Genomic DNA, 18,979 nt, shown 5'->3' with positions numbered 1-18,979 from the left:
AATACTTAGAATATAGTTATTAATTATTGTATTTTTTTTATCTATTATTTTTATTTATGCGAAAACTTCTTCTTTTTCTGGTTCAAATTCTAAATCTTCCCCTTGTGACTTGATAACTTGTTTGTACCAGTAGTATGAATCTTTACAACTTCTCTCCATAGTTCCGTTTCCTTCGTTATCTCTATCTACATAAATCATACCGTATCTTTTTTTCATTTCACCTGTTGTAAATGAAACTAAGTCCATTATTCCCCATGGAGTATATCCCATTAAATCTACACCGTCGTAGTTAACTGCTAATTCCATTTGCTCGATATGTTTTTTAAGATAATCTATACGGTATTGATCGTGTATTTTACCATCTTCTGATACTTTATCCCCTGCTCCAAATCCATTTTCAACTATGAATAATGGTAATTCATATCTATCATAGAAACGGTTTAAAGCGTATCTTAAGCCAACTGGGTCTATTGCCCATCCCCAATCACTTGATTCTATATATGGATTTTCTACCCCATTTGATAAAGCCCCATTTACAATATCTCCTGTATTTTCATTGTGAACATCTGATTTAACAGTTGTAGACATATAATAACTAAATCCGACATAGTCTACAGTTCCTTTAGCAAGGATTTCTGCATCCCCTTCTTCCATTCCTATATCATAACCTTCTCTTTCAAACTCTTTTAATGCATAGCTTGGGTAATGACCTCTACAATGAACATCTGCAAAGAAGTATCTTTGACGCATTGCCTCTTCTGCTGCCATAACATCATCTGGATTACAAGAGTATGGATAAATTGGCACATGTGATACCATGCAACCTATTTTGAATTCTGGGTTTATTTCTTTTCCTGCTATTACTGCTTTTGCACTTGCTAATAATTCATTATGTGCAACTTTATATAATACAGCTTTTGGATCTTCTCCTTCTTCAACAACTACTCCTGAATTTGTCCAGAAGAATAGTGGATTTCCTGTATCCATTTGGTTATTTATTTCATTAAATGTCATCCAATACTTAACTTTATTTTTATATCTTTCAAAGCAAACTTTTGCGAATCTTTCAAAACAATCTACTACTTTACGACTTCTAAATCCACCATATTCTCTCGCTAAATGAAGAGGTAACTCAAAGTGAGATAAAGTTATTACTGGTTCTATACCGTATTTTAATAATTCATCAAATACATCATCATAGAATTTTAACCCTTCTTCATTTGGTTCAAGTTCATCTCCATTTGGGAATATTCTAGTCCATGCTATAGAAGTTCTTAAACATTTTAGCCCCATACCAGCAAATAATTTTATATCTTCTTTATATCTATGATAAAAATCTGAAGCTACTTGATTTGGATAAAATTTATCTTCTTCTACTGTTTGTGTTATTTCTCTTGGCACTCCATGAGCACCTGCTGTTAAAACGTCTACAACACTTGGCCCTTTTCCGCCTTCATTCCATCCACCTTCAAATTGGTGAGCTGCAAAAGCTCCTCCCCATAAAAAATCCTTTGGTAATTTACTCATACTCCTATTCCTCCATATATAAATAGGAAATTATGCTTATTAAATCTCCCCTTAAGCATAATTTCCTGAATTATTTTTATTATTATGCATTTACTGCGCTAAGATTTATTATTGATTTTCCATATGATATTTCTTGGTCTAAGCAAAGTTGTTTTTGTTCAAATTCAAAACTATTAGTTATTACAACAGGTGTTATTAATGAATACCCTGCTTTTTGAATTGCTTCTTTATCAAATTCTAAAAGTAATTCTCCAGCTTTAACTTTTTCATTTGCTTTTACTTTTACATCAAATCCTTTACCATCCATTTGAACAGTATCCATTCCGACATGTATTAATAACTCTACTCCATCTTCTGATTTAAGTCCTATTGCATGTTTAGATTCTGCAATAAATTCTATTTCTCCATCAAATGGTGCATATACTTTGTTGTCAGTTGGTTCTATTGCTATTCCATTTCCCATAGCTCCACCTGCAAATACTGGATCATCTATTTCTGATAAAGCTATTACTTTTCCACTTAAAGGGCTTTTTATTTCTTTAGTCCCTGCTAAAACTGTTGCTGCTACTTCATCCATAGCTTTTACTTCTTCATTTTCTTGATTTTCTTCATCAGATGCTTGACCTTCATCAAATCCAACGATTTGAACAAGTACTATTGAGCCTATTATTGCTATTGCACAACCTATTAATTCACCTACTATTGATGTTGGATTTGCGCCAATTGCATTTACTACTGTAAGTAAACCTGGAAGTCCTGCATATACATAGTATACTGAATTAAAGAATGATGCTACTGCTGCTGCCACAGCTCCTGATATACAAGCACATATGAAAGGTTTTTTGAATCTTAAAGTTACCCCATATATTGTTGGTTCAGTTATACCAAATATACCTGTTATACCTGCTGATAGAGCAACACTTTTTGTTTCTTGTCTTTTAGATTTAAGGTAGTGGGATTTTTGTAAGAAAAAGAAATAAAAAGGGATATATAAATTTTAACTCTCCAAAGGGATTTACAGATAGCCTAGAAGAGCATAAAATAACATCAAAATTAGTAGATTTAGAACTTGTTAAACCAGATGATGAAATATGCAATCATTTAGAATGTGACAAAGATGAAGATGTATATGTTGTCAAAAGAATAAGATATATCGACAATGAAATCATGTGCTATGAAGAGTCTTTTTATAAAAAAAGTATTGTTCCTTTTTTAAATCAAGAAATAGTAAAGGGTTCTATTTTTGATTATATAAAAAAAGCTTTTAATATAACTACAAGTTTTCAAGATAGGTATTTTAATGTGATAAAATTAGATGAAAAATATGCAAAGTTACTTGAATTAAATGTAGGTGACCCTGGATTAGTTGCTTATAATCAATGTTTTTCATCTTCAGGCACAGTATTTAATTATTCAAAAATAGTTTATCATTATAAAAATACCCAATTTTATGATCAATCATCTACAACAAAATAAACACTAGAACGTATTTAATAAATTATATGAAATTTTATTTATTCAACTTTAAAATGAGTATAAATATCATTTTTTATATCAAAAAAGGAGTATAGAAAGTAAATCACTTTCTATACTCCTTTTTGTTATCTAGCTATTTTCCCAACGCCTTCATACATTAATTTTTCAACATCACTAAGTTCTACTAAATTAGCATCTCCTAGGATACTGTGTTTTAATGCAGATGCACATGTTGCAAATTCACAAACATATTTAGGATCTTTATTGTTTATTATAGAATAGATTATACCAGCACTTAATGCATCTCCCCCACCTACTCTGTCAACTATACTATCTATGTTTATTTTGTTAGATAAGTATAATATTCCGTTAGTGTAATAATTACATTGTAATTTATTTACTGAAGAAGATTCTATATCTCTATGTGATGAGAATATATGCTTAATATTTGGATAAGTCTTTGATATCTCATCATAATAATATTTTAATTTTTCGTGCTTATCTTCTAATTCACAGTTCATAAGTAGTATATTTTCAGCATCTAAAATACCTGCTGATAATATATCTACATATGGTAAAACTTTTAAAGTAGCTTCTCTAGCTTCTTCTAGTGTCCATAATTTTGCTCTGTAGTTTGAGTCGTAACTTACCATTATGTTATGCTCTCTACAATATTCTAACATTTGCATTAATAACTCTCTAAGGTCATTTGAAAGTGCTAATGTTATACCTGAGAAGTGGAATACATCTACATCTTCTAAAGCTTTAGCTATGTCGATATCTCCTATTTTCATATTACAGAAAGCTGAGTTATCTCTATCATATATTACTTTAGATGATCTTATACCACTTCCTACTTGAAGATAGTATATACCTGTTCTATGTTCTCCTAAAGTTACGAAATCTGTATCTATATCATAACTTCTAAGATATCTAAGTATACTTTTACCGATGTCATCATTTGAAACAGAAGTTATCATTTTTGTATCTATTCCAAAATGTGATAGAGAAATAAGTACGTTTGCTTCTCCTCCACCATAATTCACATTAAAGCTATCACTTTGTAAAATCATCTTTCCTACATCTGTAGAAAGTCTAAGCATTATTTCCCCAAAACCAGCAACTTTCATATTAGCAACCTCTAGCTTCGTGTAATTTAGCCATGTATTTTTCACATATAGCAGTTATTTCATCGAACTTACCTTCTTCTCCAAGTTTATTTAATTCTCCACCTATTCCAACTGCATCAACACCAGCTTTTATCCAAGAATCTAAATTGTCTATATTAACTCCACCAGTTACCATTATGTTGGCATATGGAAGTGGCCCTTTTATAGCTTTTACATATCCTTGTCCAAATGCACTACCTGGGAATAATTTTACGAAATCAACACCAGCTTCGTGAGCTGCTATTATTTCGTTTATAGTCATTATACCCGGTAAGTATGGAACTTTATATCTGTTACATATTTTTGCAGTTTCTAAATCGAAAGCTGGTGATACTATGTATTTTGCTCCAGCTAACATAGCTGCTCTAGCAGTTTCAGCATCTAAAACTGTTCCAGCACCTATTACTACATCATCTTGACCTTCATATATTTCGCTTAATTCTTTTATTATATCGTTAGCAAATTTGTTTGTGTAAGTTACTTCTAAAGCCTTAACTCCACCTTTAACGCAAGCTTTTGATATTTCAACACCAACTTCTTTAGAGTTTCCACGAACTACTGCTACTACACCACATTCTTTTAATGCTCTTAATGTATTTATTTTTATCATTTTTATTCTCCCTTGGTTTGTAATTTAATATATAACATATTTGCACCGTCACCATTTAGATGACGATGCCTTCAATTTCCCGAATTTAAAAATTATATTTTAATATAAAACTGGCAACTATATTAGAATCCGAAATAGTTTAATGCGTTGTCATGAGATATATTTTTTATCATTCTTTCTAAGACTTTATCGTCGTTTGGATATTCACCGTTAGCTACCCATCCCCCGATTAACTCACACATGATTCTTCTGAAATACTCATGTCTAGTGTATGATAAGAAACTTCTTGAGTCAGTTAACATACCTATGAAGTTTCCTAATAACCCTAAGTTTCCTAAAGAAGTCATTTGTTCTATCATTCCAGTTTTGTGGTCATTGAACCACCAAGCTGAACCTTGTTGTATTTTTCCACAAACTCCTGCTTCTTGGAAGCATCCTATTAATGTTCCTATAGCAGCATTATCAACTGGGTTTAAGCTGTATAATATAGTTTTTGGTAATTTGTCTTCTTTGTTTAAAGCGTCTAAATAAGATGCTAATTGATCGATTGATACTCTGTTGTATATACCATCGAATCCTGTATCTACCCCTAATTTATTAAACATTTTTGTATTATTGTCTCTTGTAACCCCGAAGTGTAATTGCATAGCCCATCCTAAACGGCTATACTCTGCACCACAGTGTAACATACAAGCTGTTTTGTATTGTAATTCTTCAGTTTCTGTAAGAGTTTCACCAGCAAGACGTTTTTTAAGTATAGCGTCTACTGTAGCTTCATCAGCTTCAACATAAGGTATGTATAATAGACCATGGTCACTTACTCTACACCCTACTTCGTTGAAGAATTCTATACGATTAGTTATAGCTTGTTTCCAAGTATCGAAAGAGTTTATTTCTATACCACTTACTTGTGATAATTTTGCTATATAGTCAACAAAATCAACTTTTTCTATAGCTATAGCTTTGTCCGGTCTCCAAGTTGGAAGAACTTTTATGTCAAAAGTTTCATCTTCTTTTATAGCTAGATGCCATTTTAAGTCATCTATTGGATCATCTGTAGTGCATATTAATTCAACATTAGAATCTTTCATTATACTTCTAGCAGACATAGTTTTTAATTTTTCGTTACATATATTCCAAACTTCTTCTGCTGTTTCCCCATTTAAAGCACCATTATATCCAAAGTATCTTTGTAATTCTAAATGACTCCAATGATAAAGAGGATTTCCTATTGCTTTTTCTAAAGTTTCAGCCCATTTTTGGAACTTTTCTCTATCAGTCGCATCTCCAGTTATATATTTTTCCTCAACACCATTTGAACGCATTTGTCTCCATTTGTAGTGGTCTCCACCTAACCATACTTGAGTTATGTTTTCAAATTTTTTATCTTCTGCTATCTCTTGTGGATTGATGTGGCAGTGATAATCTATTATTGGCATAGTGCTTGAATATTCATGATATAATTTTTTAGATATTTCATTTGATAAAAGAAAATCTTTGTCCATAAAGTTTTTCATAATGTATCTCCCTGTCTGTAATTTATATTTTTAATTGTCTTTAGACTATATTCCTAAAGCTTCTTCAAATTCATTTATTAATTGAGCTTGGTAAGCATCATCAAATTCACCAGCAAATAATTTTTGGCTAGCTTCTTCTTTTAATCTCTTCCAGCTGAATGCTTCTTTCTTAACGATTATTGGATAGAATCTTACTCCATTATCTAATGCAGCTTTTTTATCCCCAGGTGCATCCCCGACCATAAGAACTTTATCTTTGTCGTATCCTTTTGTAAGAAGTTGTTCTATACAGTATGCTTTTGAACCAGCTTCTTGACAAAGTAATACTCTACAACAATCTTTTATTTCGTGTTTTGTCCACTCATGTTCAACAGCTTGACCATTTGCAGAAGAAACTGCAGTTAAGTCAGCTTGTTTGCATAACTCATCCATAGTGTCTTTAACATTTTCGAAAGGCATATCATCATCTTGAGCTGCAACTATTGATAAGTTAACATGTATACTCCATAATAATGCTCTTTCCATACATTCGTTGCTTTTTTCTTGGCATTTTTCAAGTAAAGCAGGATTTGATAATTGTGGTGCAGTTTCTACCCAATTTTCAAATTCTTCTAAACCATCAAATTTTATTCCTTTACGATCGCTCATTTCTCTAACAGCCATCGCTAAACCTTTGAAACGGTTTATACCTCTAGTTCCTGTGAATAAGTTTATTTCATTCCAGTATTCTAAAGCTTCATCTCTATATTCTTCTAAACCATATGATTTTACGAATTCTGGTCCAAATGAATTAAAGTGTTTTGAATTCATTGTATCCATCGCACAACCATCTGAATCTATGCATATTAAAAAGTCTTTTTCTTTGTTGTAATTAAAGTATCCCATGTCTGCTCCTTTATATCAAATTAGGATGTAGCCAGGAGCTACACCCTAAGGTATTTTATTAATTTATATTAAAACGTGCTATTTTTCTAAAATTAGAAACGAGTATCTCCGAATCCACAGAATGCATCTACTGGACTTATACCTTTAAATTCTGAGTTTCCTACAAGTTTTTCTACTAATGCTTCTAATGTTTGTTGGTTATCATCATAAGTATTTATGTAAGTTTTAACTTGTGGTACATCGGCTAAGTGGAATGGACACTTAACTGAAACGAATATAGTTGGTATTTCGTTTACGTAGAATGGTATATCTGGAGTACCTTTACTTGGTGGCCATTGTAATCTTTGGTCAACACTTGCATTAACGTTAGCTATGTTTATTATTAAATCATATTTGCTTGTTAATTCAGCTATTGGTCTCTTACCAGCATATACATTTCCTAAAGCTTGAGCCATTTCCTCTTTTGGAAGTTTCATTATTTTGTCTATTGGAGATTCCCATATTTCTACGTCGAATCCTTTAGCTTCTAATAATTCTTTAACTATTTCAATTGGTTTCTTTTTAGCTCCACCCATTATTTCGATGAATTTACCGAATCCACCATCGAATCCTTTAGCTTCAACAAGTAAAACTCTCTTAGTTTTTTCTGGTGCTATTGGTAATACATCTTGAGTATTTTTAACTAAAGTTATAGCTTTGTCAGAAACTTCTTTAGCTATAGCTTTATTTTCTTCTAAACCGATTTTAGCCATCGCTTCTTCTTTTGCAGGTAATATTTCTGTTTTAGCTTTTTTATGAAGACCTAAAGCAGCTTTTGTTCCTAATATTCTAGTTAAAGCTTCTTCTAATCTTTCATCAGTTATTATTCCGTTTTTGTATCCATCCATCATCCATTGGAAATCTTCGTCTGGATCATTGAAGAATAAGAATAAGTCAGAACCAGCAGCTATTGCAGTTGGTAACATTTCGCTACGTTTCATAGCTGAAGTCATAGCAACCATGTGAGAAGCATCTGTTACAACTAAACCGTTGAAGTTCATTTTTCCTCTTAATAAGTCAGTTAATATATATTTACTTAATGTAGCAGGCATATATACTTCTTGAGTAGTTGCTTCTGGATTGAAGTATTTAACATACTCTGGTAATGCTATATGTCCAGCCATTATTGATGGAAGACCAGCTTCAAATAATCCGCTGTATACTCTACCAAATGTAGCATCCCACTCTTCTACTGATAAAGAGTTTGGAGCGAAAGATAAATGTTGATCTCTTTCATCTATACCATCTCCAGGGAAGTGTTTAGCAGCTGGAGCTATTCCGCTTTCCATTATACCTCTCATATATTCAAGAGATAATTCTAAAGTTTGCTCAACGTCAGCTGACCAAGTTCTTGTAGATATTATTGGGTTTCTCCAGTTTCTGTTTATATCAACTATTGGAGCGAAACTCCAGTTGCATCCTATAGCAGCAGCTTCTACACCAGATACTCTACCCATTTCGTAAGCATATCTTTTGTCATCAGTTGCAGCTATTTTAACTTCGTTTCCTATGTAAGTACCATCTGTACAAGCTCCATTACCACCCATTTCAGTGTTAGCAGCTATTAATAGAGGTACTTTACTGTTTTCTTGAAGTATTTTATTTTGTTCGTATACTTCTTCAGCTTTACCTGGGTTGTAACGAACACCACCTATATGGTAGTTATCAAGAACGCTTTTTAAATATTCTTCGTCCCTACTTGCCCCCATGTTTATAAATAATTGACCTATTTTTTCTTCTAAAGTCATTGATTTTATAGTTTCTTCAACCCATTTTACACCTTCATCATCAAGGTTATAAGGTTGTTTTCTTAAGTCCACGTTTATCATAATATCCTATTATACTCCTTATAATATATTTATATTATCTAGCCTCTGTATGGCCTAATACTTAATTTTTAAGTATCAAAACCATACAAAAGACTATCTTATTTTCTAAATTATATTTTTATATCTTAAACACCTGAGTATGCTGCGAAAGCACCATCTACTGGTATTACAGTTCCGTTTACGAATCCTGAAGCTTCTTCACAAGTTAAGAATAATAAAGAACCTATTAATTCTTCTAATTCACCGAAACGACCCATTGGAGTTCCAGCTAATATTTTTTCAGTTCTTGCAGTTGGAGTTCCATCTTCGTTCCATAATAATTTTTCATTTTGTTTAGTTGAGAAGAATCCTGGTGCTATACCATTGCAACGGATACCAACTTTTGAGAAGTGAACTGCTAACCATTGAGTAAAGTTAGATATAGCAGATTTAGCTCCACTGTATGCTGGTATTTTTGTAAGTGGTGAATAAGCATTCATTGAAGATATGTTTATTATACTTGCACCTTTTTTGTTCATCATATCCATAGCAAAAACTTGAGTAGGTATTAATGTACCCATGAAGTTTAAGTTGAATACGAAAGATACTCCTTGAGGATCTAAATCGAAGAAAGTTTTCATTTCATTTAAATGTTCTGGTAAGAAGTATTCATCATCAGTTGTAGCTTTTGGATTATTTCCACCAGCTCCATTTATTAATATATCGCAAGTTCCGAAGTCTTTTAATATTTCAGCTCTTGCAGCTTCACAACTATCTTTTTCTAAAACGTTACATTTGTAACCTTTAGCTTTGTATCCTTTAGCAACTATTTCATCCGCATATTTTTTAGCTGCTTCTTCGTTTAAGTCAAGTAAAGCAACTTTTGCTCCACACATAGCCATTGCTTCAGCGAAAGCAGAACATATTAATCCACCTGCACCTGTTATAACAACTACTTTATCGTTTAAATCTATTTGAAAAGGTAATTTCATTTTTAATTCCTCCGTAAAAATCTTTTTAGTTTAGTTTTAGTTTAAATATTTGTTTAAAAATTGTTATTTAATAGTTTTACTAGTTCTTATTTGCTAGCTTTTTCTATTGCTTCCCATAAACCGTTTAAGTAAGTAGCACCTAACGCTCTATCATATAAACCGTATCCAGCTCTACCTGTTTCTCCCCATATCATTCTTCCGTGGTCTGGTCTTATGTATCCTCTGAATCCATTATCATATAATGCTTTCATTATTGCGTACATATCTAAGCTTCCGCAAGAAGATAAGTGAGCTCTTTCTTCAAATCCGTTGTCTAATACTTGTACGTTTCTCATGTGAACGAAGTGTATTCTTCCCATAGCTGCGTATTTAGCTGCCATTTTAGCAACGTCATTTTGGTTTGAGCATCCTAATGAACCTGCACATAAAGTTATACCATTGTGTTTGTCATCAACTAATTTTAAGAATCTGTCTAAGTTTTCTTCACAAGTTATTATTCTTGGTAATCCGAATATACTCCAGCATGGATCGTCTTCATGTATAGCCATGTTTACGTCACATTCAGCAGCAACTGGTATTATTTTTTCTAAGAAATATTGTAAGTTATTCCATAAATCGTCTTCGCTCATTGCATTGTATTCAGCAACTACGCTTTTTAATTCTTCTCTAGTGTAAGAAGCATCCCAACCTGGAAGTGTTAAATCGCTATCACTTTCTAATGGGTTAACTTTGTCAACTTGTTCTTGATAGTAAACTAATGAAGTTGATCCATCTTCTAATTCATGGTCTAATTGAGTTCTTGTCCAGTCGAATACTGGCATGAAGTTGTAGCATATGCATTTAACTCCAGCTTCAGCAACTCTTCTTATGTTTTCACAATAGTTTTCTATGTATTTATCTCTGCTTGGTTTACCAAGTTTGATATCTTCGTGTACTGGTATACTTTCGATTACATCGAAGTTTAATCCAGCATCTTCTACTTGTTTTTTTAATGTAGCAATTGATTCTCTGCTCCATACTTCACCAACTGGAACATCGTAAACTGCTGTTACTATTGAGTCCATACCTGGTATTTGTCTAATGTTTTGTAATGTTACTTTGTCGTCTTCTCCATACCAACGAAATGATAATTTCATAAAATTCTCCTAACCTTCTCTTTAAATTTTCTGTATTTTCTGTATTTTATTTTAACATCTAATAGCTAGTACCTCCCCTTAAAGATAGTACTAGCTCTTAGATAGTGTTAACTGATTTAACAATTCATTTTATGTAAGTATATTTAATCTATATTATTATTTAGCTCTTCTTTCAGCTAAGATTCTTCCATTTTCAGCTATAACTTTTTTGCTTAGAGGATAAGCGAATAACATTATTAGTGCTACAATCCCATAGCATACAGCTGGGAATAATGTTGAAAATGTATATATACCATTAAGAACTTCTGTTGTTTGTTCTTGAGCTACTGCATTGTATCCTATGAATGCTAATGCATATCCACCAAGACCACCTGCTAAAGCTTGTCCTATTTTTCTAGCGAATGAATAAACGCCATATATAACTCCGTCATTTCTTTCCCCGAATTTAACTTCATTGTAGTCTATAACATCTGTTATATGAGCCCATATGAACATATTGAATCCTGTTACTCCTATACCTGCTACAACATACATTCCTATAAATGCCCATGGATTTGTAACTTTCATGAAGTATAATAATCCATAACATCCTGCTGCTAAGAACATCCCAAATGCTGAGAATTCTTTTTTACCAAATTTGCTTGCTATTATTCCAGATACTGCTGCTAATCCTAAACTTAATGGTAAACTTACCATACTAAGTGATGATAATGCATTTATATCTCTAAAGTAACTTGCAAATAAGTATTGGTTCATTGTTTGAGTCATAAATTGGCTTAGTAATAAAGTTATTGCTGCTCCTATTATTGCTAATAAAGCTCTATTTGATATTATTGTTTTGAATGATTTTGCTAATGAAGCATTTTCTTCTTTTTTAGTTGGTTCTAATTTTATACGTTCAGTTGTACATGTATAACAAATTGTGTAACATAATAATGCACATATTGAGAATATTCCTGCTACTAATGTAAATTTGCTACCGCTAACTATTTGGTTACCGTTTGCATCTGCACTGTATATAATTTGAGGTACTACTGATCCTATTATTATTGATGCAAAGTTAGCACCTAAACTTCTCCAAGTTGAAAGAGCTGCTCTTTCTTCTGGTACATCTGTCATAGCTGATGCCATTGATCCATAAGGTATATTGATTGCTGTATAACATAATGATCCCCATAATATGTAAGTTGCGAACATTACTACTACTTTAACTGTCATTGAAGCTCCAGCTAAACTTGATTGATACATTAAGAAACTTGCTAATGCAACTGGCCCTGCCATTCTCTTAAGCCATGGTCTAAATTTACCATCTTTTGTTGGTTTTGCTTTGTCTACTATACGTCCCATTGTTACATCTGTGAACGCATCTAAACATCTTGATACTAAGAATAAAGTTCCTACTAATGATGGACTAACTCCCCAAACATTTGTATAAAATACCATTAAGTACATACTTGCAAATATAAACGTAAAATCGTTTCCTAAGTCCCCGCATAAGTATCCTACTTTGTCTTTAATCCCAAAAGGTTTTACTGATTTGTTTTCTTGTCTTACTTGTTCTTTTCGTAATTCCATGTCAATGCCCCCCATCGATTTTTTGAGTGTTTTACTTGTGTGTTATTTTGATTTCGTTTTTGCTAGTCACTAATGATATTTTTTAGTTCATAGTTTTTCATCCATTGTATCTTTTCACCTTTATTATCTCTATATCATTTAGTAACTGTTTTTTATATTTGTTATTATTTTGTATGATTCCGTTTTCTTGAATCAGCTCTCAATCGATTGTGTTATTTTAATAACAAACTTATAGTAACATACTTGTATACAAGTTGTAAATACTATTTTTATGTTTTTTTATGTTTTTTTATAAATATTGGTTTATTTTTTAACAATCATACCTGTGAAAGCATTGTCCCTGTTGGTTTTTCTATTTTTAAAATCTTATAAAATTTTTTTATCATTTTTTATATTTATATAACTTTTAATATAAACTAGTATACAAGACTTTATTTTTGTCCCCTTTTTACATCCCTTTTCTATTCCATAATATGTAAAAACAAATCATTTTCACGCTTACAAAAACATTTTCCTAAACTCGTTATAATTCTCATTTTTATAGGAAAACATAATAAAAAATAGCAAAAACATACCGATAATCTTTTTTATAACAAAGTTTTTTAAAATAATAAGCACTCAATCTTAATAAAATTAACAAATAAATCCTATAAAAATATTTACTATTTTATAGTCATAATTATAGTGTTTTTAATTGGATTGACATTATATCTTGAAATATGCTAGAATCTCGAGAGGGTATTTTTCAATACCTTAAACTAAACAATCGTAAACTAAACAATAAAACAAAATAGGGGTACAGTTAGATGAAATTTAAAAAAAGCAATGCTTCATCAAATATTGTTTATGAAGGTTTAAAAGCAGAAATTTTAAGCCTTAGATTAGCTCCAGGAAGTTCAATAAGCGAAACAGATATAGCTTCAAAGTTCAATGTATCTCGTACACCGGTGCGTGACGCATTTAAAGCTTTATCTAACGAAGGTTTACTCGAAGTAAAACCTCACATAGGTACTTTTGTATCATTAATGGATATAAACCAAATTTCGGATGTTCTTTATGTCCGTAAAGTAGTTGAATTATCCATCTTAAAAGATCTTACTATGACTCTTACAGAGGCAGACGAACTAAAACTAGAGTTTAATCTAAATGAACAAAAATTATTCTTACAAGGTGCTGCTGAAAACGAAAACTCAGTAAATGATTTTATAAAATACGATAATAACTTCCATAGATTAATTTTCCGTATTGCAGGAAAAGAAAACATCTGGAATATGGTTCTTGGAATAAATCATCATTACGAGAGATTTCGTTCTTTAGTAAATTTACAGGGGGAAAACAACATTCAACATCTATACGAAGAACATCGTATGATTTTTGAGGCACTTACTAAGAAAGATATACAAGCATTAGAAACAATCTTTAACAAACATATATACGACGGTTTTAAAAATAGCTCAGCCATGTTAGTAAAATACTCTGACTATTTTGTCAACTGTCAAGATTAATAGGGTCAAACTTATGGAATGAGATAAATTTATATTTATTTCGTTCCTTTTTTCTTTATAACTTTCTTCATTTCTAAGATTTACAACCATTTCAATTGCATAAGTTATTAAAATCTACTACTCTAAAAGTAAATACAGTCATCTAGGATTGTCATTATATAATGATATACAAGGAGAATATTTATATGACTAACCAAAAATCAAATTATGAAATTCAAACACAAAAAGCTTTAATACTCTTTCCTAAATGGAATCATGAAAAAATCGCCAAAAAATTCAATTTAGAGTTAGATGAACACTATCTTTATATCAATTTTATAGGTCAAAAGTATCGCTTAAATAGACAAAATGGAAGTATCCAATATTTATCTAAAAATAATACTTATATAAATGCGACCTATAATGAAGTTATGTCTATTTTAGACTTATTTGATTATTCAAAAGAACATTTGCATTTATCTGGTAATTGGTGCACTCCCAATAGTTTAAAAGGAGTTGTCAATGTAGGTAATGTTGGTGGAAAGAATACTATGTTTAAAAAATACGAAACTCTATTTTCCAACAATATAAATCTTTTATCTAAAGCATGTGAGAAATTAGGTGGTCAAAAAATAAATGAAGCAGACGTTGGATATATAATAAATATATTCGATTTCCTACCAGTCAAATTTCTATTTTTTGAAGAAGATTGTGACTTTCCACCTGAAATTAAGTTTTTATGGGATGAAAATGTTCTAGATTATATACGATTTGAAACAACATTCTTTGCATTTTCTCACCTTCTTCATAGAATTGTTGAAGTTATAGAAGGTGAAATATAATTTCCTATATGTTATAAAAAAAAGAGTATAAAATAATTTTATATATTTTATACTCTTTTTATTTTATATATTAACTTTTATCTTTATAGTTTTATTCCACAACATGGACAGAATGTTGAAGTACTATCTATTTCTGATAAACATCTTTCACATGTCATATATTCTATATTGTCTACTGGTAATTCAACCTTTTTCCCACAAGTTCCACAGAATCTATCCTCTGGATTTAAATTTGCCCCACAACTACATTTAATCCCCTCTAGTTGTTTTCTATGATTATGTATTTTAACTTTAGAATCATATATTACATGATCAAACCCTATTATAGGTTCACAAATTCTATCTATTTCATCATTTTCAAGTAAACCTTCCCTAACTTTTTGATATACTAATATCCCTAAGTTTAAAAGTGCTTCCTCTTTTCTTAAATTAGTATCTTCTATAGTTTTATTTAAATTATCTATTTCTCTCATTATTTCTTGTCTAGTAGCCATAACTCATACTCTCCTCTATTTTAGTTTTCAATTTTCTTTGTTTTATATCCTATATACATAAATATCGTACTGAATATAAACACAGTTATAATAGTCACAAATAAATTAGTTCCTATTACAAGATTAAATTTACCTGCTGAATCAACTAATCCAGCTGCATCTGAACTATCCACACCAGGTATAGATCCATTTATTGTTATTGTTGAGAAATATGATATTAATCCCATTACAGTCGTATAACATATACTATAAACACCTATTATATTGTGGTTATATTCACCATGTCTTTTCTTTATCATTCTACCAATCATTATAAGTGTTGCAATTGGTATTAAAATTAATAATATGTATAGTCCTTCACCTTGGTCAACTAATGAGAATATACTCATAGACATAGTTGCAAATTTTAGACTTATAAGATGAGACATAAGTAGCGTCCATGAACTTGCTATCAATCCAATAATAACTATATATACAAACCATATTGCATTCATTTTATCAGCACTAAATCCAAACATCTCAAGGTAGTCAATTAAAGATCCATATAAATAGTTACTTCCTATCATATCTTCAATAGCATATAATATATCCGTAAATGAACCTAATTTTATATATGTCCATGCTATAATTACTATTGTAGTTACAAGTAATATAGTTCCTAAAGTAAATAGGTTCTTTTTAAATATATTAGATAATGTGCCTATATTTCTAGAGTTTTCTTTTTCTAATGCTAATATATTGGCCATAAATGATATTATAAATCCATTTATAAATACACTAAATACTCCAATATAAACTTTAATATTTACAAATGAACTCATTGATTCAGTTTGTCTTGCAAATAAAGATATCACCATTGAAATTATTGCATATACAAAAGCACATAATACTGCTGTTGGAAGTGATTTAACTTCTCTTTTACCGTATATCATTCTTGTTGCTAAGTATATAATACATCCCGTAATTATCGGTGTAATAATTATTCTAGCAGCTATTCCTATATTTACAGAGTTTAGTAACCCACTCATCACTATTTTAGATCCATTCATAGATGCTAATCCAAATATAAATTGTTTGAAATGAGATATTTCTATTGAACCATCTTTAAATAATCCACTTACTAAAGAGTTCCCAAATTGTAACTGTGCAAATATATAAATAGCCATTATAGCTATTGATATCGCCACCGTCTGTAATGCTGTACTCAGATTATTTGCAATAAATGATGCATAGTCAAAGTTTCTTAATTCATTTATTGCGTTACCTAAGAATCCTGGTAAATCCCCAAACATATTTTTTGCCTCTTGTGCTACAGCACCTGTTGCTGCGTTTATTGAATCTAAATTTAAATTATTAATTCTATCGTTGTTTTGATAATTATCACCAGTTCTTCTACTAGTTTTTGCCTTTATTTCCTTTACTACTTGACTTAATAATTTACCACATCCTGGGCAGTAAGTTTGGTTTGACTTTGTTTCATGCCCACACACATCACAATAGTCATTTTGATTTTCATTAAACATCAACTTCCTTTGGAAAGTAGATAATTCATTACCTTCATTACCGCAATAATTACAGTAATCTTCGTTGTGCTTTCCACACCTTTCACATAATACCATAGATATTCTCCTTTTTAATTTTTTAGCTTATAACTCTCCCTATTTTATTAAATCATATAAATTTATGGTAATTGATTAATAATACATATACTATTTCACATCATTTATATAATCAATTACTCTATAAGCTGTCCCTGTTGTATACCATCTTACGGAATCTTTCCTAATTCCGCCTTTTGGGTATTTGTTTTTGTTTTTAGAATGTATAACCTTTCCGTTTCCTATGTAGATGACAACATGTCTAGTAGTAAATATCAAATCACCCGGTTGAAGTTCTCCCCTAACCTTGTATTTTTTGAGTACTTCTTGTTGCTGACTTGTTGAATAACCTATATTTACTCCTGATGCTTCTTTATAAGTCCAATATGTAAGACCTGAACAATCAAACCCTTGAATACCTATGTAATCCTCTTTGTCCAATGGATAGTAACTCTCTCCATAGCACTTTAAAAATTCGTTGTATCTTTCCTCTGTTATTATCTCTCCCTTTCCTCCCCAGACATATTGTGTCCCGAGTTTTTTCTCTGAAAGTGATATAACTTTTTCTATTATCTTTTTATCTTCATCACTCATATTGTCCCATTCATGTTCATAGTCCACTTTCACATTACCTTTCTGAATCCAGTTAATCCCGATATCCGTTATCTTCTTGAAACTATATACACATAAAATAACAATGCCTACTAAAATTAAAATATTCTTCAATCTTTTTCTTCTATTTCTTTTCATCAAACTTACCTTCTTTCATAAACTAAATTTATATTATGATGTACTGTTTGATACATAAAATAAACTCTCTTAATTTAGCATATATTTTTATCGTATTTATGCAGTTCATTCTCTACACTTACATAAGCTGTAGATACAACTAATGCTAAGTATAGTGAAGCTGTCATCGCACATATAGCTCCACATAATATGTAATGTTTCACTATAAAAATTAAACTTAAAATTTGTATACTTTTAGCTAATACCTAGAAAATTGGTATTGCTATTATATTTCTAAAAAAGCTTTTTAAAGTACTTAACATAGATACTTTCCTATTGTCTTTAATAAAACTAAATATTCTATATCCTAATAAATATATCGATATTGAAAGTATTATGCTTAAAGATAGGTATATTATCCCTGCTCTTACTAATGCAAATTCATTTGTTCTTCCAATTATATTGTAAAATGATAACTTAAAATTTCTAATAACCAATATATCAACTAATTTAGCTATCATAACTATTGCTATAAAAGTTATTATCCATGTTATTAAATCTTTTAAAATATACTTTTTAGCTTTTTCACTTTCTGATTTTGTCAATAAAATCTTTATAGTTAACATTAAGATGATTATAGTTTTTATAATCTCAATCATAGAACAGAAATATGGTATATTCCCGCTTTCTATTTTCATTTCAGACACTGCACATGCTGAAAAAATAAATAAAGAAATTGCGCCTAATAATAATGATAATAAAATAAATCCAACTGTATCCAATTTCTTTTTGTATAGATTTTTGCTCAATCCCCCTATACTTTTAATTATTGTAGTTTGACCAAGAAAATTCACTATTCTTCCTTCCTTTTGATTTATAGATATAAATTCTATAATTTTTAATACTTATATATTTATATCTATATTTAAAAATAATTCCCTTTTTCGCAAAATCCAACCACGATTATATCATATATTTATTAGCGAATTTTGTCGAAATATATACTAAAATACACTTTTTTTTCAAGCTCAAATAAAAGCGCATCTTCGAGCTCAGCATCTTCAGAAAGTAGTGATACAATAACTATAACTGACCAAG

The 18,979-nt window shown here is 30.6% G+C and carries 17 protein-coding genes; 3 read left to right on the top strand and 14 right to left on the bottom strand.

Annotation, left to right across the window (positions count from 1 at the left end; translation table 11 throughout):
• Window positions 1-54: 54 nt before the first annotated feature.
• Window positions 55-1,527: a 6-phospho-beta-glucosidase gene (locus I4U58_RS06135; RefSeq protein ID WP_195930148.1), complete on the bottom strand. Its 1,473-nt coding sequence runs from the start codon at window positions 1,525-1,527 to the stop codon at window positions 55-57.
• Between the two features lie 82 nt (window positions 1,528-1,609).
• Window positions 1,610-2,335 carry a PTS glucose transporter subunit IIA gene (locus I4U58_RS14100; RefSeq protein ID WP_347708167.1) on the bottom strand — a complete coding sequence of 242 codons (726 nt, stop codon included), beginning with the start codon at window positions 2,333-2,335 and terminating at the stop codon, window positions 1,610-1,612.
• Window positions 2,336-2,484: 149 nt separating this feature from the next.
• Here I4U58_RS14100 and I4U58_RS06125 point away from each other — a divergent pair, with 149 nt between their 5' ends.
• Window positions 2,485-3,003, top strand: a complete 519-nt coding sequence (locus I4U58_RS06125) for a GntR family transcriptional regulator (protein ID WP_195930150.1) — start codon at window positions 2,485-2,487, stop codon at window positions 3,001-3,003.
• A gap of 125 nt (window positions 3,004-3,128) precedes the next feature.
• On the opposite strand, the gene I4U58_RS06120 is transcribed toward I4U58_RS06125, so the two are convergent.
• The 8 genes from I4U58_RS06120 to I4U58_RS06085 form a co-directional block, all read right to left on the bottom strand.
• Entirely contained in the window at window positions 3,129-4,133 is a 1,005-nt protein-coding gene (locus I4U58_RS06120; RefSeq protein WP_195930147.1) for a sugar kinase, read from the bottom strand.
• Window position 4,134: 1 nt separating this feature from the next.
• Window positions 4,135-4,782: a bifunctional 4-hydroxy-2-oxoglutarate aldolase/2-dehydro-3-deoxy-phosphogluconate aldolase gene (locus I4U58_RS06115; RefSeq protein WP_195930146.1), complete on the bottom strand. Its 648-nt coding sequence runs from the start codon at window positions 4,780-4,782 to the stop codon at window positions 4,135-4,137.
• A gap of 122 nt (window positions 4,783-4,904) precedes the next feature.
• Window positions 4,905-6,299, bottom strand: a complete 1,395-nt coding sequence (uxaC, locus tag I4U58_RS06110) for a glucuronate isomerase (protein ID WP_195930145.1) — start codon at window positions 6,297-6,299, stop codon at window positions 4,905-4,907.
• A 45-nt stretch (window positions 6,300-6,344) separates the two neighbouring features.
• The gene (locus tag I4U58_RS06105) at window positions 6,345-7,184 is read right to left on the bottom strand and encodes an HAD hydrolase-like protein (protein ID WP_195930144.1); all 840 of its coding nucleotides are present in this window, start codon (window positions 7,182-7,184) and stop codon (window positions 6,345-6,347) included.
• 92 nt (window positions 7,185-7,276) lie between these two features.
• On the bottom strand, window positions 7,277-9,052 hold the full coding sequence (locus I4U58_RS06100; protein WP_195930143.1) for a glycoside hydrolase family 3 N-terminal domain-containing protein: 1,776 nt from the start codon (window positions 9,050-9,052) through the stop codon (window positions 7,277-7,279).
• Window positions 9,053-9,177: 125 nt separating this feature from the next.
• A complete protein-coding gene (locus I4U58_RS06095; RefSeq protein WP_195930142.1) occupies window positions 9,178-10,023 on the bottom strand; it encodes an SDR family oxidoreductase in 846 nt (281 codons plus the stop codon).
• A gap of 86 nt (window positions 10,024-10,109) precedes the next feature.
• Complete coding sequence (gene uxuA / locus I4U58_RS06090; RefSeq protein ID WP_195930141.1) at window positions 10,110-11,159, bottom strand: mannonate dehydratase; 1,050 nt, start codon at window positions 11,157-11,159, stop codon at window positions 10,110-10,112.
• A 156-nt stretch (window positions 11,160-11,315) separates the two neighbouring features.
• A complete protein-coding gene (locus I4U58_RS06085; RefSeq protein ID WP_195930140.1) occupies window positions 11,316-12,734 on the bottom strand; it encodes an MFS transporter in 1,419 nt (472 codons plus the stop codon).
• A gap of 806 nt (window positions 12,735-13,540) precedes the next feature.
• On the opposite strand from I4U58_RS06085, the gene I4U58_RS06080 reads away from it, so the two are divergent.
• Window positions 13,541-14,239: a GntR family transcriptional regulator gene (locus tag I4U58_RS06080; protein ID WP_195930139.1), complete on the top strand. Its 699-nt coding sequence runs from the start codon at window positions 13,541-13,543 to the stop codon at window positions 14,237-14,239.
• A gap of 185 nt (window positions 14,240-14,424) precedes the next feature.
• The gene (locus I4U58_RS06075) at window positions 14,425-15,060 is read left to right on the top strand and encodes a DUF3786 domain-containing protein (protein ID WP_195930138.1); all 636 of its coding nucleotides are present in this window, start codon (window positions 14,425-14,427) and stop codon (window positions 15,058-15,060) included.
• Window positions 15,061-15,143: 83 nt separating this feature from the next.
• Here I4U58_RS06075 and I4U58_RS06070 read toward each other — a convergent pair whose 3' ends face one another.
• The 4 genes from I4U58_RS06070 to I4U58_RS06055 form a co-directional block, all read right to left on the bottom strand.
• Window positions 15,144-15,554, bottom strand: a complete 411-nt coding sequence (locus I4U58_RS06070) for a zinc ribbon domain-containing protein (RefSeq protein ID WP_195930137.1) — start codon at window positions 15,552-15,554, stop codon at window positions 15,144-15,146.
• A 20-nt stretch (window positions 15,555-15,574) separates the two neighbouring features.
• Window positions 15,575-17,173 carry a zinc ribbon domain-containing protein gene (locus I4U58_RS06065; protein WP_195930136.1) on the bottom strand — a complete coding sequence of 533 codons (1,599 nt, stop codon included), beginning with the start codon at window positions 17,171-17,173 and terminating at the stop codon, window positions 15,575-15,577.
• 90 nt (window positions 17,174-17,263) lie between these two features.
• Entirely contained in the window at window positions 17,264-17,773 is a 510-nt protein-coding gene (locus tag I4U58_RS06060) for a C40 family peptidase (protein ID WP_307993924.1), read from the bottom strand.
• 374 nt (window positions 17,774-18,147) lie between these two features.
• On the bottom strand, window positions 18,148-18,735 hold the full coding sequence (locus I4U58_RS06055; RefSeq protein ID WP_195930135.1) for a hypothetical protein: 588 nt from the start codon (window positions 18,733-18,735) through the stop codon (window positions 18,148-18,150).
• Between the last annotated feature and the right edge of the window lie 244 nt (window positions 18,736-18,979).

The sequence above is a fragment of the Clostridium sp. 1001270J_160509_D11 genome (assembly GCF_015667935.1).
Lineage (GTDB): Bacteria > Bacillota > Clostridia > Peptostreptococcales > Peptostreptococcaceae > Intestinibacter.
The sequence above is the reverse complement of the archived record's forward strand: the minus strand, read 5'-3'. Positions and strand labels throughout refer to the sequence as shown.